23 protein-coding genes and 1 pseudogene are annotated in these 22,439 nt (G+C 35.7%); 22 read left to right on the forward strand and 2 right to left on the reverse strand.

The features are described from left to right. Positions 1 to 14: 14 nt before the first annotated feature. The gene (locus BLT48_RS12745) at positions 15 to 1,196 is read right to left on the reverse strand and encodes a pyridoxal phosphate-dependent aminotransferase (RefSeq protein WP_035022130.1); all 1,182 of its coding nucleotides are present in this window, start codon (positions 1,194 to 1,196) and stop codon (positions 15 to 17) included. A gap of 178 nt (positions 1,197 to 1,374) precedes the next feature. Here BLT48_RS12745 and BLT48_RS12750 point away from each other — a divergent pair, with 178 nt between their 5' ends. The 4 genes from BLT48_RS12750 to thrB all read left to right on the forward strand — a co-directional run bounded on the left by BLT48_RS12750 (position 1,375) and on the right by thrB (position 5,013). Beyond that, positions 1,375 to 1,608, forward strand: a complete 234-nt coding sequence (locus tag BLT48_RS12750; RefSeq protein WP_035022133.1) for a YkuJ family protein — start codon at positions 1,375 to 1,377, stop codon at positions 1,606 to 1,608. Between the two features lie 194 nt (positions 1,609 to 1,802). Then, positions 1,803 to 3,092: a homoserine dehydrogenase gene (locus BLT48_RS12755; RefSeq protein ID WP_035022136.1), complete on the forward strand. Its 1,290-nt coding sequence runs from the start codon at positions 1,803 to 1,805 to the stop codon at positions 3,090 to 3,092. Beyond that, entirely contained in the window at positions 3,092 to 4,150 is a 1,059-nt protein-coding gene (gene thrC / locus BLT48_RS12760; RefSeq protein WP_035022139.1) for a threonine synthase, read from the forward strand. The genes BLT48_RS12755 and thrC overlap by 1 nt, the downstream gene beginning before the upstream one ends. Then, on the forward strand, positions 4,147 to 5,013 hold the full coding sequence (gene thrB, locus BLT48_RS12765; RefSeq protein ID WP_035022142.1) for a homoserine kinase: 867 nt from the start codon (positions 4,147 to 4,149) through the stop codon (positions 5,011 to 5,013). The genes thrC and thrB overlap by 4 nt, the downstream gene beginning before the upstream one ends. A 125-nt stretch (positions 5,014 to 5,138) precedes the next feature. Here thrB and BLT48_RS12770 read toward each other — a convergent pair whose 3' ends face one another. Next, positions 5,139 to 5,780: a copper homeostasis protein CutC gene (locus BLT48_RS12770; protein ID WP_035022145.1), complete on the reverse strand. Its 642-nt coding sequence runs from the start codon at positions 5,778 to 5,780 to the stop codon at positions 5,139 to 5,141. 248 nt (positions 5,781 to 6,028) lie between these two features. On the opposite strand from BLT48_RS12770, the pseudogene dapG reads away from it, so the two are divergent. From dapG to BLT48_RS12860, 18 genes and pseudogenes are all read left to right on the forward strand, one after another. Then, positions 6,029 to 7,227, forward strand: a pseudogene (gene dapG, locus BLT48_RS12775) (aspartate kinase). Positions 7,228 to 7,397: 170 nt separating this feature from the next. Next, the gene (locus BLT48_RS12780; protein ID WP_089978455.1) at positions 7,398 to 7,943 is read left to right on the forward strand and encodes a YqeG family HAD IIIA-type phosphatase; all 546 of its coding nucleotides are present in this window, start codon (positions 7,398 to 7,400) and stop codon (positions 7,941 to 7,943) included. Continuing rightward, a complete protein-coding gene (yqeH, locus tag BLT48_RS12785) occupies positions 7,921 to 9,054 on the forward strand; it encodes a ribosome biogenesis GTPase YqeH (protein ID WP_035022153.1) in 1,134 nt (377 codons plus the stop codon). The genes BLT48_RS12780 and yqeH overlap by 23 nt, the downstream gene beginning before the upstream one ends. 54 nt (positions 9,055 to 9,108) lie before the next feature. Continuing rightward, positions 9,109 to 9,423 carry a ribosome assembly RNA-binding protein YhbY gene (gene yhbY / locus BLT48_RS12790; protein WP_089978457.1) on the forward strand — a complete coding sequence of 105 codons (315 nt, stop codon included), beginning with the start codon at positions 9,109 to 9,111 and terminating at the stop codon, positions 9,421 to 9,423. A gap of 44 nt (positions 9,424 to 9,467) precedes the next feature. Beyond that, positions 9,468 to 10,112 (forward strand): nicotinate-nucleotide adenylyltransferase, encoded by a 645-nt coding sequence (locus BLT48_RS12795; RefSeq protein ID WP_089978460.1) that lies wholly within the window; start codon positions 9,468 to 9,470, stop codon positions 10,110 to 10,112. Further along, complete coding sequence (gene yqeK / locus BLT48_RS12800; protein WP_226776687.1) at positions 10,102 to 10,710, forward strand: bis(5'-nucleosyl)-tetraphosphatase (symmetrical) YqeK; 609 nt, start codon at positions 10,102 to 10,104, stop codon at positions 10,708 to 10,710. Before BLT48_RS12795 ends, yqeK begins: the two co-directional genes overlap by 11 nt. Positions 10,711 to 10,720: 10 nt before the next feature. Beyond that, on the forward strand, positions 10,721 to 11,077 hold the full coding sequence (rsfS, locus tag BLT48_RS12805; RefSeq protein WP_035022163.1) for a ribosome silencing factor: 357 nt from the start codon (positions 10,721 to 10,723) through the stop codon (positions 11,075 to 11,077). Positions 11,078 to 11,082: 5 nt separating this feature from the next. Beyond that, positions 11,083 to 11,817: a class I SAM-dependent DNA methyltransferase gene (locus BLT48_RS12810; protein ID WP_035022165.1), complete on the forward strand. Its 735-nt coding sequence runs from the start codon at positions 11,083 to 11,085 to the stop codon at positions 11,815 to 11,817. A 71-nt stretch (positions 11,818 to 11,888) separates the two neighbouring features. Continuing rightward, complete coding sequence (recQ, locus tag BLT48_RS12815) at positions 11,889 to 13,685, forward strand: DNA helicase RecQ (RefSeq protein WP_089978462.1); 1,797 nt, start codon at positions 11,889 to 11,891, stop codon at positions 13,683 to 13,685. A 14-nt stretch (positions 13,686 to 13,699) separates the two neighbouring features. Continuing rightward, positions 13,700 to 14,923, forward strand: a complete 1,224-nt coding sequence (locus BLT48_RS12820) for a nucleotidyltransferase (protein WP_226776686.1) — start codon at positions 13,700 to 13,702, stop codon at positions 14,921 to 14,923. A gap of 85 nt (positions 14,924 to 15,008) precedes the next feature. After that, on the forward strand, positions 15,009 to 15,572 hold the full coding sequence (locus tag BLT48_RS12825) for a YceD family protein (RefSeq protein WP_035022171.1): 564 nt from the start codon (positions 15,009 to 15,011) through the stop codon (positions 15,570 to 15,572). A 68-nt stretch (positions 15,573 to 15,640) separates the two neighbouring features. Beyond that, positions 15,641 to 15,820 (forward strand): 50S ribosomal protein L32, encoded by a 180-nt coding sequence (gene rpmF, locus BLT48_RS12830; RefSeq protein WP_007723076.1) that lies wholly within the window; start codon positions 15,641 to 15,643, stop codon positions 15,818 to 15,820. Positions 15,821 to 16,238: 418 nt separating this feature from the next. Further along, complete coding sequence (locus tag BLT48_RS12835) at positions 16,239 to 16,580, forward strand: DUF3397 domain-containing protein (RefSeq protein ID WP_226776756.1); 342 nt, start codon at positions 16,239 to 16,241, stop codon at positions 16,578 to 16,580. 341 nt (positions 16,581 to 16,921) lie between these two features. Beyond that, positions 16,922 to 17,353, forward strand: coding sequence for a division/cell wall cluster transcriptional repressor MraZ (gene mraZ / locus BLT48_RS12840; protein ID WP_035022177.1), 432 nt, complete (start codon positions 16,922 to 16,924; stop codon positions 17,351 to 17,353). Positions 17,354 to 17,409: 56 nt separating this feature from the next. Further along, positions 17,410 to 18,366, forward strand: coding sequence for a 16S rRNA (cytosine(1402)-N(4))-methyltransferase RsmH (gene rsmH, locus BLT48_RS12845; RefSeq protein ID WP_035022178.1), 957 nt, complete (start codon positions 17,410 to 17,412; stop codon positions 18,364 to 18,366). Positions 18,367 to 18,397: 31 nt separating this feature from the next. Beyond that, positions 18,398 to 18,781, forward strand: a complete 384-nt coding sequence (ftsL, locus tag BLT48_RS12850; RefSeq protein ID WP_035022180.1) for a cell division protein FtsL — start codon at positions 18,398 to 18,400, stop codon at positions 18,779 to 18,781. Next, positions 18,778 to 20,937, forward strand: coding sequence for a penicillin-binding transpeptidase domain-containing protein (locus tag BLT48_RS12855; RefSeq protein WP_089978468.1), 2,160 nt, complete (start codon positions 18,778 to 18,780; stop codon positions 20,935 to 20,937). The genes ftsL and BLT48_RS12855 overlap by 4 nt, the downstream gene beginning before the upstream one ends. A gap of 16 nt (positions 20,938 to 20,953) precedes the next feature. Next, on the forward strand, positions 20,954 to 22,432 hold the full coding sequence (locus tag BLT48_RS12860) for a UDP-N-acetylmuramoyl-L-alanyl-D-glutamate--2,6-diaminopimelate ligase (RefSeq protein WP_089978470.1): 1,479 nt from the start codon (positions 20,954 to 20,956) through the stop codon (positions 22,430 to 22,432). Positions 22,433 to 22,439: the final 7 nt, after the last annotated feature.

Genomic DNA, 22,439 nt, shown 5'->3' on the forward strand with positions numbered 1-22,439 from the left:
TTTTTTGTGAAAATCTATACAGTTTTAGAATGAGAGAGTGTATAGCTCTTCAATCGCTTAACAGCTTCTACTAAGTTTTCCATGCTGGCAGCATAGCTTAGACGGATATAACCTTCACCTGCATCTCCAAAAGCTGAACCTGGGATTAAAGCTAGCTTATTTTTTTCAGCTAAATCCACACAAAAATCCATGCTATTTTGGATGTACTCTTTCGGAATTTTTGCAAAAAGATAAAAAGCACCATTAGGACGTGCTACTTCAAATCCTAATTGAATCAATTCTTCATAAAGGTAATCTCTTCTCTTCTGATATTCTTTTTTCATAGGAAGAGCATCATCTATTCCAACAGTTAAAGCAGCTAAAGCAGCTTTTTGAGAAATTGAAGTGGCACATGTAACTAAATATTGGTGTACTTTAATAATTTGTGCAGTAAGTTCTTTTGGTGCAAAGATAAACCCGATTCTCCAACCGGTCATTGCATGTGACTTTGAAAGACCATTAATGAGAATCGTTTGTTCTCTTAAGTACTCGGCGATAGAGACATGCTCATTGTCGTAAGTTAACTCGCTATATATTTCATCGCTTATAACAAATAAACCGTGTTTTTTCAGGACTTCAGCTAGAGCTTTGACTTCTTCACGCGTGTAAGTTACACCTGTTGGATTAGTTGGATAATTTAAAATAATGGCTTTTACAGAGCTGCCATGTTCGATCATTGTATCCTCAATCATCTGAGGAGTTAAGACAAAACCATTTACGCTCGTGTCTATAAAAATAGGTGTTGCTTGGCTTAAAGTAATCAAGGGTTCATAGCCAGGAAATATTGGGGAAGGTACCAATATTTTATCACCTGGGTTTAAAATAGCTAATAAAGAAGCGGAGATGGCTTCAGTAGCACCAATGGTTACTAAAATTTCATTTATAGGATCGTAAGAAAGAGAATATTTCTTTTTAAGAAACTCAGAAGCTGCCCCTCGTAGCTGAATAGCACCAGCCATACCTGTATAATGGGACTCATTATTATTAATAGCTTCTATAGCGGCTTCTTTAATGTGATCGGGTGTATTGAAGTCTGGTGCTCCTAAAGTCAATTTAAGCATGCCTTCTATTGGCGACACACGTTCATCGAATTTACGGATATCTGAAACTTCGATTTTATAGATTTGATCGTTAAAACGTTCTTGTAATGGATTCATTAATTTGGCACCCCCTTGTGATAATGTATTTCAATTATATTAACATAAGTTCTATTAAAGATTCGACATTTTTTGTGCAAAGATTATTTTTTTTATGAAAATAGAGTGAGTTTAATGTCTTTTATATAAAATTCTGGTAGAATGATTACTGAGTTAAGTTTGAAAGGGGCACGAAACTATGACAACTTCACAATTAGTAGGAATTATTCGCCGATTGGAAGCTATGCTAGAAGATACAGAAAGTGAAGTTCAAGTTCGTCGATTTGAAAAAGAAGGAAACGAACGTTGTGTTATTACGTATGATGCAAAATCTGAAACATTTGAATTATTAGAAACTTCTACTCAGCAAGTTTATCAATTTGATGATGTAGACTTAGTTGCTATGGAAATATTTGAATTACTTCAAGATTAAAATAGCCTGTTAAAGATATACAAAAAAGTTCTTTCAAGAATTTTTTTGTATGTCTTTTTTTTATTTGTTTTCGAGCTAGTATTTTTTTTGATATTCGTTATACTAGAAATATGTATAATTAGAAAAAAGTGAGATAGAGATTGCTTAAACCTCATATTAACAGGAAATAATTTAGTTGGAAAAGGAGATATACAATGAAAAACCATTTGCAAATAGGGATCTTAGGTTTTGGAACGGTTGGAAGTGGTGTGTTGCGTATATTGAAACATCATGAACCAAAATTAAATCAAGTGACCGGTGTTTCTTTAAGAGTAAAAAAAGTTTTAGTGCGCGATATTGATAAAAAACGAGGCGCAATTGCTGAGGGCATTGAGTTGACTTTGGATGTCGATGAGATTATAAATGACCCAGAAATAGATATTGTAGTAGAAGTTATGGGAAGTATCGATGAAGCAAAAAACTACATTAAAAAAGCGTTGAAAGCTGGAAAGCATGTTGTCACAGCCAATAAAGATCTGATTGCGTTGCACGGAAATGAATTGGTGGCATTAGCAAAAGAAAATCAGTGTGATTTATATTATGAAGCTAGTGTTGCTGGTGGAATTCCAATTTTACGTACGATAGTAGATAGTCTAGCTTCAGATGATATCCAAAAAGTTTTTGGAATTGTTAATGGAACAACGAATTTTATTTTGTCAAAAATGACGAGTGAAGGAAAAACGTATGAAGCAGCTCTAAAAGAAGCTCAAGAATTAGGTTTTGCAGAAAGCGATCCAACAAATGATGTTGATGGAATAGATGCTGCACGTAAAATGGTTATATTGACGCGTTTAGCTTTTGGTATGAATGTCGAATTAGATCAAATTGAAACAAAAGGAATTCGAGATTTACAACAAGAAGACATTCAAATGGCTGAAAAATTAGGCTATAAAATCAAATTGATTGGTTCAGCAATTCAAATCGAAGAAAATATAAGTGTGGATGTCGGGCCAGTCCTTGTACCAGCTAAACATCCATTGGCAAGTGTTCAAAATGAAAACAACGCTGTTTTTGTTGTTGGTGCAGCGGTAGGAGAAACGATGTATTATGGCCCCGGTGCAGGAGAGTTGCCCACTGCAAATAGTATTGTCAGTGATTTAATTACAGTTGCGAAGAATATTCAGTTAGGCACGAGTGGGAACGTCTTTAGTTCTTACCAGCATGAAACAAGTCTTGCGCAAGACAGTGAAGTAAGAAATAAATACTATATTGCTATTGAGATGCAAGATAAAACTGGACAATTTTTAGCGTTAGCAAAAGTGTTCAGCCAATGCGATAGCGGTTTTGACCAAATTATTCAGCAACCACATTCAAGTGAAACGGCAAAAGTAGTGATTGTGACACATGAAATAAATAAAGCTCAACAAAAAGAAATTTTAAAAGCACTCAAAGATTCTAAGGATATGAATCTCCTTGTTTGTTTTAAAGTAATGGAGGGGAAATAATGTATCAAGGTTTACTTGAAAAATATAAAGAACTACTGCCTGTTACAGATAAAACGCCCATGATTTCTCTTTATGAAGGAAATACACCTCTTATCCCACTAACGAATCTCTCTAAAGAACTCGGGATTGAGTTGTATGGAAAATACGAAGGGTTGAATCCTACTGGTTCATTTAAAGATCGTGGAATGGTTATGGCCGTAGCAAAAGCAAAAGAAGAGGGTGCGAAAGCCATCATTTGTGCATCTACTGGGAATACCAGCGCTGCAGCAGCAGCATACGCTACACGAGCTGGTTTAAAAGCGTATATCGTCATTCCAGATGGTAAAATTGCTTTAGGTAAATTGGCTCAAGCAGTCATGTATGGCGCAGACATTATTTCAATCCAAGGCAATTTTGACCAAGCATTGAAAGCTGTTCGGAAATTGGCTGAAACAGAAGCTGTTACATTAGTTAATTCGGTTAATCCTTATCGTATTGAAGGACAAAAAACAGCAGCTTTTGAAGTATGTGAAGATCTTGGAAAAGCACCGGATGTGTTAGCTATACCGGTTGGTAATGCTGGAAATATTACTGCCTACTGGAAAGGATTTAAAGAATGGAATGAACTAAATCAAACGGGATTGCCAAGGATGCATGGATATGAAGCAGAAGGCGCCGCGGCTATTGTGCAAGGAAAAGTGATTGAAAGCCCTGAAACAATTGCAACAGCTATCAGAATTGGTAATCCTGCTAGCTGGGAATTAGCAGAGAACGCTCGAGACGAGTCTAAGGGGAAAATTGATTCTGTGACTGATGATGAGATCATTAATGCTTACCGTAAAGTTGCTGCAATGGATGGAGTATTTATTGAACCAGGATCTGCAGCTTCATTAGCGGGAGTGATTAAGGATATCAAAAGCGGAGCCATAACTAAAGGCGAAACGGTTGTCTGTGTGTTTACTGGAAACGGACTGAAAGACCCAGATACTGCTCTTGAAGTGACGGAAATTCCTATTTCAAAAATGGACGACTTAGAAGACATGAAAAAACATTTACAAGCAGGTGTTGGAAAATTATGAAAATAATTGTACCAGGAACAACGTCAAACTTGGGTCCGGGTTTTGATTCATGTGGGTTAGCATTAAATCTCTATTTAACATTGGAAATAGGAACTGAAACGGACAATTGGATCATTCACCATCAACTCGGAGAAAGTATACCAAACGATGAAACAAATCTCATTATCCAAACGGCCTTATCGCTAGTTCCAACGCTTACGCCTAGAGAGTTATGGATGGAAAGTGAGATTCCTGCAACACGCGGATTAGGAAGCAGCTCAGCAGCGATTATTGCAGGTATTGAAATGGCTAACCAATTAGCTGACTTACAGCTAATTGATATGGATAAAGTGACTCTGGCTTCTAATTTAGAAGGGCATCCAGATAATGCTGCGCCTGCTATTCTGGGTGATTTTGTAGTAGCTAGCAAAATTCAAGATTCTGTTTATGCAGTAAAACACACTTTCCCAGATACGGGTATCTTGGCGGTTATTCCAACCGATGAATTATTAACAAAAGAAAGTCGAGATGTGTTGCCGAAAACACTAGCTTATACGCAAGCTGTACAAGCCAGTTCTATCAGCAATGTAATGATTGCAGCAGTCCTAGCGAATGATTTGAATTTAGCAGGAGAGATGATGGGAAATGATTTGTGGCATGAAAATTACCGTAAAGAGTTGGTGCCTCATCTATCTCAAATTCGGAGTCTAGCCAAAAAAAATGGAGCTTACGCTACCTTTTTAAGCGGTGCAGGATCAACGGTATTGATTTTAGCACCTTATCCGAAATTAAAAGAGCTGGAGCAACGTTTAAAAGAAACCTTTACAGATACAGATGTACGACAATTTAGTGTTGAACGAAAAGGTATCCAAGTGAAAAAATAAACCAAAAAGTCAGAACACAAAGTTCTGACTTTTTTTGGTTTGTTTTTCAAGGAGAGCATGCCTCTGTATGATCAAATCATTCATTGCAGAGGAAACGAATAAAAAAATTAGTTGAAAATGTGGATTTAAAGTTCGCCAACTATTTTTGAACCATGTAATTCTGTAACGCCAAGGTGTTGCTGGATAGCATCTGCATTTTCACTACTGATGCCTCCACCAGGAAGAATAAGAATACGATCTTTCGCATAATCAACTAATTCTTTAAGATGAGAAAGTGTTTCTTCAATTGGTAAGGTTAAATCTCCACCATGAGTTAAAATTCTTTGGACACCGTGTTCAGCTAACCAGTCAATAGCTTCAAATTGTTTTTCATTGGGTATAGCATCGAAAGCCATATGAAACGTTACTTGAAGTCCATAGGCTTCTTCTAGTAATTGTTCCATGGCATCTTCATCAATCAATTGATCGTTGGTCAGACAACCTAATACAATCCCGTCTAATCCTAAATTACGCGCTTCAATAATGTCATAGCCCATAATTTTAAGTTCACTGTCATTATAAATAAAATCACCTGAACGAGGACGGATCATAGCCATCAATGGAATCGATTTTTCAGCACAATAGGCAGCTGCTTCATGCATGACACCTTTACTGACAGTCGTTCCTCCACTGATTAAGTAATCACACAATTCAATTCTGGTTGCTCCTTGAGCAATGGCTTTAGGAATAAAACTATAATTTTCTAAACAAACTTCTTTTAAATACATTAGCATAAACCCCTTTTAAGTGGATGTAATAAGTTGTTGACTCTTTAATTGCTTATTTCAATGTGCAACCAGTATTAGTATAGCAAAAAAAACTAAATTGTTCATGGAATTCATAAGATAATTGAAACTAAAGAATGTCTTCGCTATAATAAAACAGGAATGTTAAATCTCCATTTTTAAATTTAAAAATGGACTTAATAGGTAGCCTGTATTTATCACAGCTAAACAGGTTTAAAGGATGGTAAACAATGAAAATTTTAATTCAAAAATTTGGTGGTACATCAGTAAAAAATGAAGAGAGCCGATTAGCAGCAAAAACACACATTGAACATGCTGTCTCATTAGGCTATAAAGTAATTGTTGTTGTGTCCGCTATTGGAAGAATGGGTGATCCATACGCAACAGATTCTTTATTGAATTTGATTGATGGAGAGAGAAGCTATTTAGACCTAAGAGAGCGAGATATGCTGTTGTCCGTTGGAGAGACAATCTCAACAGCTGTTTTTACAAATCAATTAAAAAAACATGGCATTAATGCAGTTGGATTAACGGGACAAAGTGCTGGTATTCGAACCAATGAAGACTACGGACAGGCAAAAGTGATAAGAATCGATACTGCAACAATAACTGAGCAGTTTAAAACAAAAGATGTTGCTGTAGTAGCTGGTTTCCAAGGAGTAAGTGATAATGGTCATGTCACAACAATCGGTCGCGGGGGAGTGATACGACTGCTGCCTTGTTAGGTGCTGCATTTAAAGCAGAAAGCATTGATATTTTTACGGATGTTTCTGGAATGATGACAGCAGATCCTAGGTTAGTAGAAAATGCTCAATTCTTACAAGTCGTAAGTTATAATGAAGTCAGTAATATGGCCCATGAAGGAGCAAAAGTCATTGATCCAAGAGCAGTTGAAATCGCGCAACAAGCAGGGATTCCGGTTCGAATCCGTTCAACTTATGAAACTGTAACGGATGTGGGAACATTAATTACACATTCAGAAGACCGAAACATCCCGCAACGACTAGTGACGGGAATTGCTCATGTACCTCATTTGGTACAATTTACGATTGAAACAAATGAAAAGCTACAGGAGTCATTGTTCAATCTCTTAGCGCAATCCGGCTTTAGTTTGGATTTCATCAATATATTTCCTGGTAAAATCGTATTCACTTTACCGCAACAAATTAGTGAAAGAGCCAAACAATTATTAGATGAACAAAGCGTTAGCTATACGACTCACGAAAATTGTGCGAAGGTAGCCATTGTAGGTGCGGGAATAACAGGGGTCCCAGGTGTGACTGCTAAAATCGTCACTGCAATGTCAAAACTGAAGATACCGATATACCAATCAGCAGATAGTTATACAACTATTTGGATTTTGATTGAAGAAAAAAACTTGAAACAAGCATTGAATGAACTCCATGAAGTATTTTTACAAGTAAACTAAAAATAATGCAGCTGTTCTTTATAAGGTTAAAATAATTTTGTCATATGAGAATTAGCCTAAAAAAGACCGCTAATGATTGTTTTTTTAATAATTTGGCGTATAATTAAGAAAATAGTAAACTGTAGGAGTACTGTAAGAGGTACTCCTATTTTAATGAGTAGGGTGAAAAAATGTTAAAGGTATTTAAACCGACTTATATGGTAGAAGCGATTTATCATATAACACCAGAACAATTGAAAGAACAAAATGTCAAAGCTGTCTTAACAGACTTGGACAATACTTTGATTGCATGGAATAATCCAGACGGGACCAAAGAGTTGATTGATTGGATCAACGTGATGGAAGAAGCCGGTATTCCTGTAGTGATTCTTTCGAATAACAAAGCTAAGCGTGTGGAGCGAGTTGCAAAAGTATTGCGACTAGACTACGTTTCTAGAGCTTTAAAACCAACAACGATTGGATTTAAAAGAGCGAGTAAAAAATTAAATCTATCCACTAATGAGATTATTATGGTCGGCGATCAGATTATGACGGATATTTGGGGAGCAAACCTTGCTGGGATACGTAACGTATTAGTAAAACCGATACTAAACACAGACGCTTGGAATACTCGATTTAACCGTTTTATGGAGCTGCATATTATGAACTATATGATCAAAAAAGATCCAACTATGAGATGGAGGAAGTCAATAAATGACGACAAAAGAATTAACTAATGAGGAAGAGATTCGTTGTATCGGATGCGGAGCTATTATTCAAACAATGGACAAAGAGGCTGTAGGATACACGCCAGCTTCAGCCTTAGAAAAAGGGTTAGAAAAAGGTGAGGTCTACTGTCAACGTTGTTTCAGGTTACGCCATTATAATGAAATTCAAGATGTTCAATTGACGGATGATGATTTTCTGAAATTATTAAATGAACTGGGTTCGGAAGATGCATTAATCGTGAACGTAATTGATATTTTTGACTTCAATGGCAGTTTGATACCTGGACTACACCGTTTTGTTGGGAAAAATCCAGTATTGTTAGTCGGGAATAAAGTAGACTTACTTCCTAAATCATTGAAGCGTGGTAAAATGACGCAATGGTTACGTGAACGAGCTCATGAAGAAGGGTTACGACCAGAAGATGTCTTATTAACTAGCGCCATGAAACCTGCTGAGATGGAGATCTTGCTTGATGCTATTGAGAAACATCGTAAAGGACGTGATGTATTTGTAGTTGGAGTTACCAATGTTGGGAAATCGACATTGATCAACCAAATCATTAAATCAACTGCTGGCGTTCAAGACTTGATTACGACTTCTCAATTTCCAGGAACAACACTTGATCGGATCGAAATTCCGTTAGATGATGGCAAAAATTTAATCGATACACCAGGAATTATCCATCGTCATCAAATGGCTCATGTTTTAGGGGATAAAGATTTGAAATTGATTGCACCTAAAAAAGAGATCAAACCGATCGTTTATCAATTAAACGAAGGACAAACGTTGTTTTTTGGTGGAGTCGCTCGTTTTGATTACTTAAAAGGAGCAAGACATTCATTTACTTGTTTTGTATCTAATGATTTGCATATACACCGTACTAAATTAGAAAAAGCGGATGAATTGTATCAAAAACAAGTAGGTAAATTATTGCAGCCTCCTCGTGAAGATGAGGTTGATGGATTCCCTGAGTTGGTTCGATTTGAATTTTCCGTTAAGGAAAAAGCTGACATTGTTTTTGCAGGCCTTGGTTGGGTAACCGTTAATGAGCCTGGATGTGTCGTAGCTGGATGGGCGCCTAAAGGTATAGATGTCCTTATTCGAAAATCTTTAATATAACAGACTAGAAATAAAGTAGAAGAGATCACTATGGTCTTAATGGAGTGAATAAAAATGAAGTTAACAGGTAAACAAAAACGTTTTTTAAGAAGCAAAGCACATCATTTAAATCCTATTTTTCAAATTGGGAAAAATGGATTGAATAAAGAAGTTATCGTACAAATTAATGAAGCTTTAGAAAAAAGAGAATTAATCAAAGTAGGATTATTACAAAATACAGATGAAATAGCTGAAGATGTAGCAGCTGTTCTTGAACAAGAAATCGGCTGTGATGCAGTACAAGTCATTGGTCGTGTTATTGTGTTATTTAAGAAATCTAATCAAGAAAAATATCAACGTATTTCGAATGAAATTCCACGAGCAAAATAACAAACCGTTTAGTTAGTATATTTTTGGGAAGAAAGGTGATTAGCTTGAAAAGGCAATCTTTTTCTAATAGTAGAACTCAATTAGCAACAGAAGTTGACTTTGACATCCAACAAAAAAAAAGAGTTGGTATTCTTGGAGGGACGTTCAACCCTCCTCATATCGGACACTTGATTATTGCGGATCAAGTTTGCCATCAATTGGGGTTAGAAAAAATCTATTTCATGCCAAGTGCCAATCCGCCACATCAAGATGAAAAAAAAGCAATTGAAGCTAATCATAGACTTCATATGGTTGAACTAGCCATTGAAGGCAATCAAAGATTTGATGTTGAAAAAGCAGAAATTGAACGTGGTGGAAAAAGTTATACCTATGATACAATAGTGAAATTGAAGGAAGAACATCCGGATACAGATTATTATTTTATTATTGGTGGAGATATGGTGGAGTACTTACCAAAATGGTATAAAATAGAAAAATTGGCTCAGCTTGTAGAGTTTGTGGGAGTTAACCGCCCAGGATACAATCTTCTTAGCCCTTATCCAATTATTTGGGTAGATGTACCTTCAATGGATATCAGTTCTACTTCCTTGCGTAAAAGTTTAGAAATGAACTGTCCAGTAAATTATTTGATCCCTAGAAAAACGCTAGAGTATATTTGGCGTGAAGGGTTGTATCAAAATGGAAGATAAAATGAATCAATTGAGGTATTCAAACAACTACACAACGTTGACAAGAAATGAATTGATTCAAGCTGTTCAAAGTCAAATGAGCCAAAAACGGTTTCAGCATGTTTTAGGTGTAGAGCAAACTGCTGTTGAATTAGCAGAAAAATATGGTGCCTCCAATGAAGCAGCTAGTATTGCGGCGTTAACGCATGATTACGCAAAAGAACGCAGCGATAAAGAGATGCAGGAATTAATTTATCGCGAACAGTTTGATTTAGAATTGCTGGAATACGGAAGCAATATTTGGCATGGACCATTGGGTGCGTTTTTAGTTGAACAAGAACTAGGAATATCTGATTCTGATATTCTAAATGCTATTAAATACCACACAATAGGTGCACCAGAAATGACTATTCTAGAACAAGTTATTTATGTTGCTGACTATATTGAACCTGGCAGAAATTTTCCTAGTGTAGAAAAGGCTCGGAAAATTGCAGCAGAAAATTTACAAGCAGCAGTTCAATATGAAACAAAACAAACCTTGCAACATCTGATTGAAAAAAATAGAAAAATTTATCCAAAAACAATTGCTACTTATAATAAATGGGTAGCAAATCCTTAGGAGGAACAACATGGTAACTGAAAGTATAGAATTAGTAGAATTGGTTGTAAAGGCAGCAGATGACAAAAGAGCAGAGGACATCATCGCGATGGATGTTAGCAAAATTTCTATTTTAGCAGATTACTTTATTGTTATGCACGGGAATAGTGAAAAACAAGTTAAAGCTATCTCTGAAGAAATCATTGATAAAGCTGAAGAAGCTGGAATTGATGTAAGAAGAGTTGAAGGACGTGATTCATCTAAATGGTTGCTAATTGACCTTGGAGATGTAGTTGTCCATGTTTTCCATTACTCAGAACGTTCATTTTATAATCTTGAAAAATTATGGAGTGATGCTCCGTTGGTAGACATCACTAAGATGGTCTAATTTCAATGAGTTATCAAACATTTGCACAAGTATATGATGCGATTATGGATGAATCCCTTTATGATCGTTGGGGGCAATTTGTTGATAAGCACCTTCAAAATAAAAAGACAAATGTGTTGGAACTTGCTTGTGGAACGGGTGCGTTAGCTGTAGCACTCTCTAAAAGAGGCTACACTGTAACGGGACTAGATTTATCTGACAATATGCTGAGTTTAGCAAATGAACGAGCAATGGCAGAAAAAGTAGATCTACCCTTAATTCAAGCAGACATGATGGAACTATCTGACATTGGTCAGTATGAAGCTGTTACTTGTTTTTCAGACTCATTATGCTATATGCCAAATGAAGAAGCAGTGTCAAAAGTTTTCCAACAAGTCTATAATGTGTTAACAGAATCAGGAACGTTTTTGTTTGATGTTCATTCGACCTATCAAACGGATACCGTATTTCCAGGATATATGTTTAACGACCAATCTGAAGAAATTAGTTTTTTATGGAAAAGTTATGCGGGTGAAGAACCTCATTCTGTCGAACATGACCTAACATTCTTTGTTTATGATGAAGAATTAGATCTATATGAACGCTACGATGAAACACATAAAGAACGAACCTATTCAATCGAACAGTACAAAAATATGCTTTCAAAAGCTGGTTTTTCTTCAATTGAAATAAGTGCTGATTTCGGGGATACTGAAGTAACCGAAGAAAGTCCACGTTGGTTTTTTGTTTGTACGAAATAAATAGCTTATGAATGAAACCTTTTTAATGGAAAACAGAAAAATCGATTAGGATTTTTCTGTTTTTTTACATAATGATTTCTATCGAAAGGAGAGATACATTGTTAACAAAGGCCTATCATGTGCTCCAAGAGACATATGGTTTTACAGAATTTAAAACAGGACAAAAAGAAGTCATTGAAAAAGTTTTACAAGGAAAAGATACGTTAGCCATTATGCCAACAGGCGGGGGGAAATCCCTTTGTTACCAGATTCCTTCTCTAGTCTTTGAAGGAGTGACAATAGTTGTTTCACCGCTTATTTCCTTGATGAAGGATCAAGTAGATGCATTAACAGAAGTAGGTATACCGGCTACTTATTTAAATAGTACGTTAACTGCTGCAGAGATGAATGTACGTTTGAAAAAAGCAGTCAATGGAGACTATAAGTTGATTTATGTTGCTCCTGAGCGATTCCAAACGGAAGAAATTTTTTACTTGATGCATACGATAAATATCTCAATGATAGCTATCGATGAAGCGCATTGTATTTCTCAGTGGGGGCATGATTTTAGGCCTAGTTACTTATCTTTAGGAGAATCAATCCAACAATTGGATTATCGACCTATCGTATTGGCTTTAACAGCTACGGCAACACCTATTGTCTCAAACGATATTTTGAATTTATTAGGTATTCTTCCTGATAATCGAGTGAAAACAGGATTTGAGCGTGATAATCTAGCTTTTCAAGTGATTAAAGGACAAGAACGCAACCGGTTCTTATTGGATTATTTAACCGTTAACAAAGGACAATCTGGAATTGTCTACGCTAGTACACGAAAAGAAGTAGAGCGGATCTATGAACTGTTAAACGCCAAAAAAATTAAGGCTGGTAAGTATCATGGCGGGTTAAAAGAAGATGAGCGTAACAGTTGGCAAGAAAAGTTTCTATATGATGAAGTAACAGTAATGGTCGCGACAAATGCATTTGGTATGGGGATCGATAAAAGTAATGTCCGTTTTGTTATTCATTATCAAATTCCAAAAAATATTGAAGCATACTATCAAGAAGCTGGACGTGCAGGTAGAGATGGACTGCCAAGCGATGCGATTTTATTATTCTCTCCTCAGGATATGCAAATTCAGAAGTTCTTTATCGACCAATCCGAGATGACGGAAGAATTAAAAAACCAAGAATACCGAAAACTAAGAGAGATGGCCCAATATGGCTCAACGCAAATTTGTTTGCAGCGGTACATTGTCGAGTACTTTGGTGACAATTGTGAAGATTGTGGAAGGTGCAGCAACTGTTTAGATGATCGTGAAGTTGCAGATATTACGTTAGAAGCTCAAAAAGTATTATCTTGTGTTAAGCGAATGGGTCAAACGTATGGAAAGTCGCTTATCATGAAAGTATTGACTGGCTCAAAAGATAAAAAAGTCACGCAATGGCATTTTGAAAACCTTTCAACTTATGGGTTGATGAAAGGGGTGCCTCAAAAAGATGTAACACAATTGATTGATTATCTAACGGCTGAAAAATATTTAGCGCCTACTGATGGTCAGTATCCCATTTTAAAATTAACCGAAAAGGCTGTTGCTGTTTTAAAAGGAGAACTATCTGTTACCAGAAAACAAGCAAAAATTGCACAAAAAGTAGCAGTAGATGATGCTTTATTCGATCAATTAAGAGAATTAAGACGTGCATTTGCAACGGAACAAAAAGTTCCACCGTATGTTATTTTCTCAGATGAAACATTGCACCAAATGTGTGTATTAATGCCTCAGAATGAAACTGAAATGTTGACAGTAAAAGGTGTAGGAGAAAATAAATTAGAAAAATATGGAGAAGCTTTTTTAACCTGCTTAAAACAAGCTAAAGTAACGAGTTAAAGAGAGGTCTTTGAATGATGAAGAGTTGTGGTGTAGTTGTAGAATATAATCCATTGCATAATGGTCATGTGTATCATTTGAAAAAAGCTAGAGAGGTATCGGGTGCGGATATTATTATTGCTGTAATGAGTGGGAATTTCTTGCAACGCGGTGAACCAGCAATTGTAGACAAATGGACTAGGACACAAATGGCGTTAGCAGCTGGAGCAGATATAGTGATTGAACTACCAGTAGCTTTTAGTGCGCAACCTGCTGATCATTTTGCTAAAGGAGCCGTTGGATTATTACAAGCCATGAAGTGTGATGCAATTTGTTTTGGCTCTGAATCAGGTGAAGGGTCGGATTACCAAAAACTAGCTCAATTTTTAAATCAGCATACTGCAGCTATTAACCAACGATTTAAAGAAAATAAAAACCAAGGACAAACATATGCTTCACAAATGGAACAAGTTCTTAAGGAACTCCTTCCAAGTCAACCCATTGCTCTCTCTACGCCAAATAACATTTTGGGATTAGCCTATGCAAAAGAAAATCTGCTGTATGAAAAACCGATGGAACTTTATGCCCTGAGACGGATTGGATCAGCTTATCATGACGAAGAATTAATTGAGCAAAATTTTTCAAGTGCTACAGCTATTCGGAAAAAATTATTGGAGAAGAATCAAAAAGCTGTATCTCTTGAAGAATTAAAGGCAAATATGCCAGCAAGCAGTTTGGAGTTGATAACGGACAATCCGCTTGTTAGCTGGGAAAATTATTGGCCTTATTTAAAATATCAAATAGAAGTTCAGTCTTTGGAGGAGCTTCGGTCTATTTACCAAGTAACAGAAGGTATTGAATACCGCTTAAAAGAGTGTATTCAAGAAGCCAATAGTTTTGAGCAGTTTATTTCGTTAGTTAAAAATAAACGTGTATCATGGACTCGATTGCAACGAATGTGTGTGTACATCTTGCTTCAATTAAAAAAAGAAGATATGGTCAAGGAATTGCAAAAACCAAAAGCTGTCCACTTATTAGGGTTCAGCTTATTAGGAAGAAAGTACTTGCAAGAAATTAAAAAAGAGTTGACGATACCCTTAATAGCCAATGTAACCAAAAAGAATAAAAAATTATGGACATTAGATATAAAAGCAGGTAAGATTTACCAAATGGGTCAGTTGGGTTTAATAAAAGAACAAGATTATTATCGTCAGCCGCTAAATTTTTATTTTGAAAATACCTATGAAAACAAAGCTTAGCAAGAAAAGACTGTAAGGTAAAATACGTTGACAAAGGGTTCATTCACTAGTATAATAATCTTTGTTGCTTTAGGAGTGATGTAAAATGAAATGGTCATTAAACGAATTGCAAAAATACCGCAATGAGCCGTTAGTTTTCTCGGAAACTGTTGACTTAAAAAAACCGTTGATGAATCGAGAAAAGGAATTAATGGATGTTTCTCCAATTAACTTAGAAGGAACACTCATTGTTCATGAAAAAGAAATCTTGCTTCATATGGTTGTTTCATTAAATGTGACACTACCCTCTGCAAGATCACTAAAACCAGTTTTGTTCCCTATGTCAATTGGAATAGATGAAATCTATATTCCGCCTTCTGCTACTCCTGGATCTAAAATAGATAATGAGGAAGAAACAGTCATTCTTTTAGATAAAGATATGATTGATCTGTCTGAAGCTATCACGGATGCAGTTTTGTTAAATCTTCCATTGCAAGTTTTTACGCAAGAGGAGATAGAAGGACAAGAAATGCCTAGTGGAAATGATTGGCTGGTCGTTTCTGAAGATGAATACATTTCAGATTTAGAAACACAGAAATCAGAAACTGAGGATCCTCGTTTTGCTGGTTTGAAAGATTTGTTTAAAGACGAATCTGATAATCAGAAATAAGTATGTATTATAGGCTTCTTTTTAGCACAAACTTGTGTAAAGAAGCAATTTTTAAGGAGGTGTAAGGAATGGCAGTACCAGCAAGAAGAACATCAAAAGCTAAGAAAAACAGACGTCGTACTCATTTTAAATTAGAAGTTCCAGGTATGAACGCATGCCCTAACTGTGGCGAATTGAAAAAAAGCCATCACGTTTGTGCATCATGTGGACATTACGATGGTAAAGAAGTAATCAGCAAAGAAGCTTAATTTTTTGCACATTTCATCATGAGATGATTTGAAAACCCTTATTGAGACCATGGCTCAATGGGGGTTTTTTGATTTTTAAACTAGTATTTAATTTGGAGTATACAAAAAGGATTCTTCGTCAAATGGTGTTGAATAAAACAAAAAAAATCTTCTGGAATAGACGGTTTTGCTTGTAGCCATGGAATCCAATGCATGGCTACAAGCAAACCCTATTCCTCCAGAAATATACTGTACCCAATTTAACTAAGCTATCAACACTAAAAAGTATAGAGCCACAAAAGCTGAAATTACGTTAAATTTTAAAAGAGCGTATTTTATGATAGTGTAGTCTAATAAGTAGCCAGATATTAAGTAAGGCATATACATATTTAAAAGGTGGGATGAAATGGGGTCCGAGACTTCTTTAATAATAGGGAAAATGATACTGTACTGTTTGCCACTTGTTTTGCTACTTTTTTTCAGTAAGATAACGCAACGTCATTTTAAAAGGCAACATTCAGCTATTAAGTTACCAGATCTACTGGTTCCTTTCTTAATTTTAGGTATTCATATTCTTAGCGAGCTAACCTATGGATTTACTGTAATTCCATATTTTTTAATTTTTATATTTAGTTTAGGAATTGTTGTACTTTTGTTTATTGCAGCAAAAAAAGGTGAGATTTTATATAAAAGTTTTTTTAAAACGTATTGGCGATTTGTTTTTATTAGCTCTCTATTAACCTATTACAGTTTGGTTACAGCTAATATAATAATGACTTGAAAAAGACTTAAAAAATCTGGACAACTAAAAAAATAGTGTTATTTTTTAATTTTGAGAATAATAGATGAACTAGAAATAATAGTGTTTGAAGATGATTTAAAGATTGATTAAGCAAAAAAAGCAAGCGAGAGGCAATTTTGTCCTCTCGTTTGCTTTTTTTTTGAAGTAATTTGGGAAAACTCCCCACTTGAAATTTGTCATAGGAATAGAAGTATTTACATGTTTAAAAATAATCAAGCTGTAACCAAAAAGATTTATGTCTTTTTTTGAATAAATGTGGAGGAAAGTGGGGCATTGTGGTAGACTAAAAATATCTAATTGGAGTTTGGGGTGAGACAGCTATGTTATTGGGTGAACACAAGCACAACATTGATGCCAAAGGTCGTTTAATCATGCCATCAAAGTTTCGATCTGATTTAGGGGAGAAGTTTATTCTTACTCGTGGATTAGATGGATGTTTGTTTGGATATCCGCAAGATTCATGGTCTGCTCTTGAAGAAAAACTCAAACAACTTCCGTTAGCAAAAAAAGAAGCTCGTGCTTTTACAAGGTTTTTTTACTCAGCTGCTGTTGAATGTGAAATAGATAAACAAGGAAGAATCAATATTCCTCCAACTTTAAGAGAACATGCAAAATTAGAAAAAGTTTGCCATGTTGTTGGCGTTTCTGAACGAATTGAAATTTGGGGAGAAACAAGATGGAACCAGGTTTCCCAAGAAGCTGAAGAGACATTTGATAGTATTGCTGAAGATATGATTGATTTTGGATTCTAGCAATCTACCAATTTAAAATAAAGATAAATAAATTAGTGAGTTAGGTAGGCGAAAAAATGACAGCATTTAATCATGAAACAGTCTTATTACGCGAAACAGTTGATGGGCTGTCGTTATCTCCAGAAGGTATTTACGTTGATTGTACTTTAGGTGGAGCAGGACATAGTGAATATTTATTATCACAATTAAATGAAAACGGGCATCTATTTGCTTTTGACCAAGATGAGCGTGCAATTGAAAACGCAAAAGTTCGTTTAGCTGAATATGTTGAAAAAGGTATGGTTACCTTTATTAAAGCAAATTTCCGATATATTAAAGAAGAATTAACTGAACGTGGAATAAGTGAAGTAGATGGAGTGTTATATGATTTAGGAGTTTCTTCTCCACAGCTAGATGAAGCAGAACGTGGCTTTAGTTACCATCAAGATGCACCTCTAGACATGCGAATGGATACAGATGCTCCATTAACAGCAAAAGATGTCGTTAATGAATGGTCTTACCACGATTTGATTAGAATTTTCTACCGTTATGGAGAAGAAAAATTCTCAAAACAAATTGCTCGTAAAATTGAAGCAGCTAGAGAAATTAAGCCAATTGAAACAACTAGTGAACTAGTTGAACTCATTAAATCAGGAATACCTGCACCAGCTAGAAGAAAAGGTGGACATCCAGCAAAACGTGTCTTTCAAGCGATACGAATTGCCGTTAACGATGAGTTATCTTCAGTAGAAGATTCGTTGGAACAAGCAATTGAGTTAATGTCAATTGGTGGACGTATCAGCGTAATTTCGTTTCATTCATTAGAAGATCGAATTGTTAAATCTATCTTTAAAGATCATTCTAAAGGACCTGAATTGCCTCGTGGATTACCCGTTATTCCAGACGAATTTTTACCTGAATTAAAATTGATTACCAGAAAGCCAATATTACCTTCAGAAGAAGAGTTAGCCGTAAATAATCGCTCGAGAAGTGCCAAGTTACGAATTGCTGAAAAACAAACTAAAGTAAACTAAACAATAAAGGATAGGAAGGAAGTATTATAGTATGCCATTAGAAAGTAATTTAGCTAGAAATCTTGAAGTCGAAGTACCCTTTCAGCCGCAGACAACTCCTACTCCTAAAAAGGAAAAGATACATACTCCTTTTACAAAAAGAATTGGGATAACAAAAGGAGAAAAACTACTTATCAGTTCAGTTTTAATTATTTTGTTTGCTCTTATTGCTATTAGTATTTCTTTAGAGATTACCATCGCCAGTACTAATCGTACGCTACAAGATGCAACAACCTCTATTGCTGAAACCACAACGGTAAATGAAAACTTAGAACAAGAAGTCCAAGAATTATCACGTTATGATCGTGTGTATGAGATTGCAAACAAATTTGGTTTAGAAATGAACGAAGAAAATGTAAGGAATGTTATAAAATGACGAATAAAAACCCTTTAAAAAACAGAAAAAAAGTTGCTATACTGTTGTTTTTTGGCACTATTCTTTTACTAACTGTTTTTACGGGACGAATTGCATTTATCATGGTAAAAGGTGAAGTTAATGGAGAAGATTTGTCTCAAAACATAAATAATTTATACACGAGAAGTAGCATCCTAGAAGCAAACCGAGGAACCATATATGACGTTGGGGGGGAATCGGTTGCAATGGACGCTACTTCTTATTCTTTAGTAGCTGTTTTAACAGATGAATGGTCTAATTCTGAGGACCCTCAGCATGTAGTTGATAAGGAAAAAACAGCTGAAACGCTAGAAAAATACATTTCAATGAGCAAAGAAGAAATTTTGGCTAAATTAAATCAAAAAGACCTTAATCAAGTTGAATTTAGTGAAGAAGGGAAAAATTTATCCTATGATACAAAAAAGGGGATTGAAGAAGAAAATCTACCAGGTATTGTTTTTGAAGAAACGCCTACAAGACTATACCCCAATGGGATATTTGCTTCACATTTAATCGGATATGCAGCATTGCCCTCTGGAGAAGAAACAGACGTTTCAAGTACAGACTTAACCGGTATGATGGGGATTGAACTCGCTTATGACGACTTGCTGAAAGGAACAGATGGAAAAAAAATTTATCAAAAAGATAGTTTTGGTTATGTAATTCCTAACTCTGAAGTAGAAACGACAGAACCGGTTAACGGTGATGATATTTACCTTACTCTTGACAAACGAATGCAAGTATACCTAGAAAACGTTATGAGTGAAGTAGATGAAAAATACAATCCTGCTATGATGACAGCAACGTTAATCAATCCAGAAACAGGTGCTATTATCGCTACTTCGCAAAGACCAACATTTAACGGCACAACAAAAGATGGAATTGACCAGTTGTGGCAAAACGTATTAGTTGAAAATACTTATGAACCGGGATCTACAATGAAAATATTGACCTTAGCGTCAGCTGTCAGTGAAGGTGTATTTGATCCAAATGCTTATTTTCAATCCGGAGTCAAAAACGTTACTGGTGGGTCAATTCATGATCATAATCCAGACGGCTGGGGGACAATCTCTTATTTAGAAGGTTTGGCTCGTTCGAGTAATGTAGCATTTGCTAACTTAATGGAAAAAATGGGTGCAGACACTTGGCAAGAATATATGAACGCTTTTGGAATTGGTCAAACAACTAATTCGGGATTGGCAAATGAAGCTAAGGGCTCGATTGCTTACAATTATCCCTTAGAACAAGCCAACACAGCTTTTGGTCAAGGATTGACAGTAACTGCATTTCAAATGTTGCAAGCTTTTACAGCTATAGCAAATGATGGGAAAATGATGAAGCCACAATTTATCAGTAAAACGGTTGATTCTGACACAGGAGAAGAAACAATCGTTGAGCCAGAAGTTGTTGGTGAACCTATCACAGAAGAAGTAGCCGATCAAACACTAGAATACCTTAAAGAAGTTGTTTATAACAAAAATGGTACAGGAGTAGATTATCAAATCGAGGGATATGAAATTGCCGCAAAAACTGGGACCGCAGAAATTGTCAATCCTGAAACAAAACAGTATTATAGTGGGGGAACCGATTATGTCTACTCAGTAGCAGCTATGGCTCCAGCGGATGATCCAAAAGTAATTCTTTACATTACTGTACAACAACCAGAAATTAAGGATGGCAGTACAACAGGAAGTGGCGTAGTTAAAGAAATTTATCATCCTGTTATGAAGCGAGCATTAGAATATTTGGCCTTAGGAGAAGATGAAGAATCCGAGGAAAATGCGGTCGAAATGCCAAAAGTTACTGGAATTTCAAAAGATGAAGCACTTAAATCATTAGAAGGTACTCAGTTAAATGTGACCGTTGTTGGAAATGGTGATACAATAGTACAACAATTACCATTATCAGCTGAGACCACTATTGAAAATCAACGTGTGGTTTTAATGACTAATGGTGCTATGACTATGCCGGATATGATGGGATGGTCAAAAAATGATGTTTTAAAAGTTTCAGAAATAACCGGATTAGAATTTATATTTGAAGGGGAAGGTTATGTCGTCAGTCAAAACCTTGAACCAAATGCGAATATGCAAAGTACGGATAAAATTACCATAAAATTAGAAACACCACAAGAATAGAAAAAGGTGAAAAACAGTGAAAGCAATCGAATTAATCAACCCATTAAAATCAAAGGAATTTTCTACAAATTTTTCTGATAGTTTAGAAATTACAAAAGTTACTCAAGATACAAGAGAAGTTGAACCGGGTTCTCTTTTTGTCTGTATTATTGGTTCTCTTCACAATGGACATGAGTTAGCAAAAGAAGCTGTTCAAAAAGGAGCAGTTTTAATAGTGGCAAGTGAACCACTAGATGTAGACGTTCCAGTGGTCTATGTAAACAATACAATGAAAGCTATGGCAATTTTAGCAGCTGCTTTTTTTGATTATCCGAGTCAGGATTTGCGAGTTATAGGTGTTACTGGTACTAATGGTAAAACAACAGTCACACATCTTTTAGATTATATTTTTCACGATCACAAGGAAAAAACCGGAGTTATCGGAACGATGTATCGTCGTATAGGCTCTGAAGTTTACGAAACAAAAAATACTACACCAGATAGTCTTACGTTGCAAAAAACTTTGCGCGAAATGAAAGAAAACGGCGTACAGACTTGTTCTATGGAGGTTTCTTCACATTCTTTGGTTCAAGGTAGAGTGTGGGGGACTGATTTTGATATTGCAATTTTTACTAATTTAAGTCAAGATCATTTGGAATATCATCACACTATGCAAAAATATGCTGAAGCTAAAAGTTTATTGTTTTCACAATTAGGTAATGGCTATCAGCAAGATAAACCAAAATTTGCTATTTTAAATTTTGATGATCCAGTGGGCAGAAGCTTTGAAGAAAAAACGGCTGCTTCTGTTTTTTCTTATGGAATCGATCAACCGGCTGATTTCAAAGCTACCGATTTAAGGATTACGAATAAAGGTACCCGTTTTAATTTGAATTTTGAAAATCAAGTATACGAAGTACAATTACAACTCGTTGGTAAGTTTAATGTGTCGAATGCTTTAGCAGCTATTGCAGGGGCATATGCTGCTGGATTGGAACTGCCATCTGTTATTCAGTCACTTAGCCAAATAAGTGGCGTAAGAGGCCGTTTTGAGATTGTTAAAGGGGAGTATGATTTTGCTGTAATCGTTGATTACGCGCACACACCAGACGGGTTATTGAATGTATTAAATGCAGTAAATGAAATTAAAACTGGAAATGTGTTTTGTGTAGTTGGGTGTGGCGGAGACCGTGACCGCACTAAGCGTCCAATAATGGCTGAAATTGCACAAAAAAATTCAGATACAGTTATCTTTACATCAGACAATCCAAGAACGGAAGACCCTGATGCTATATTAAATGAAGTAGTTGCAGGATTAGAAGAAGATTCATATCAATTAATTCCTGATAGAAGAGAAGCTATCCAGTCTGCTATTCAACAAGCAGCACCAAATGATATTGTTTTAATTGCTGGAAAAGGCCATGAAAATTATCAAATTATCGGGACTGAAAAAATTCATTTTGATGACGTAGAAGAGGCTGAAAAAGCAATACTCATAAAAAACATTGATAAATAGGAGCGGA

Origin of the sequence: Carnobacterium viridans, from assembly GCF_900102725.1 — a bacterium.
Classification (GTDB): Bacteria; Bacillota; Bacilli; order Lactobacillales; family Carnobacteriaceae; genus Carnobacterium_B; species Carnobacterium_B viridans.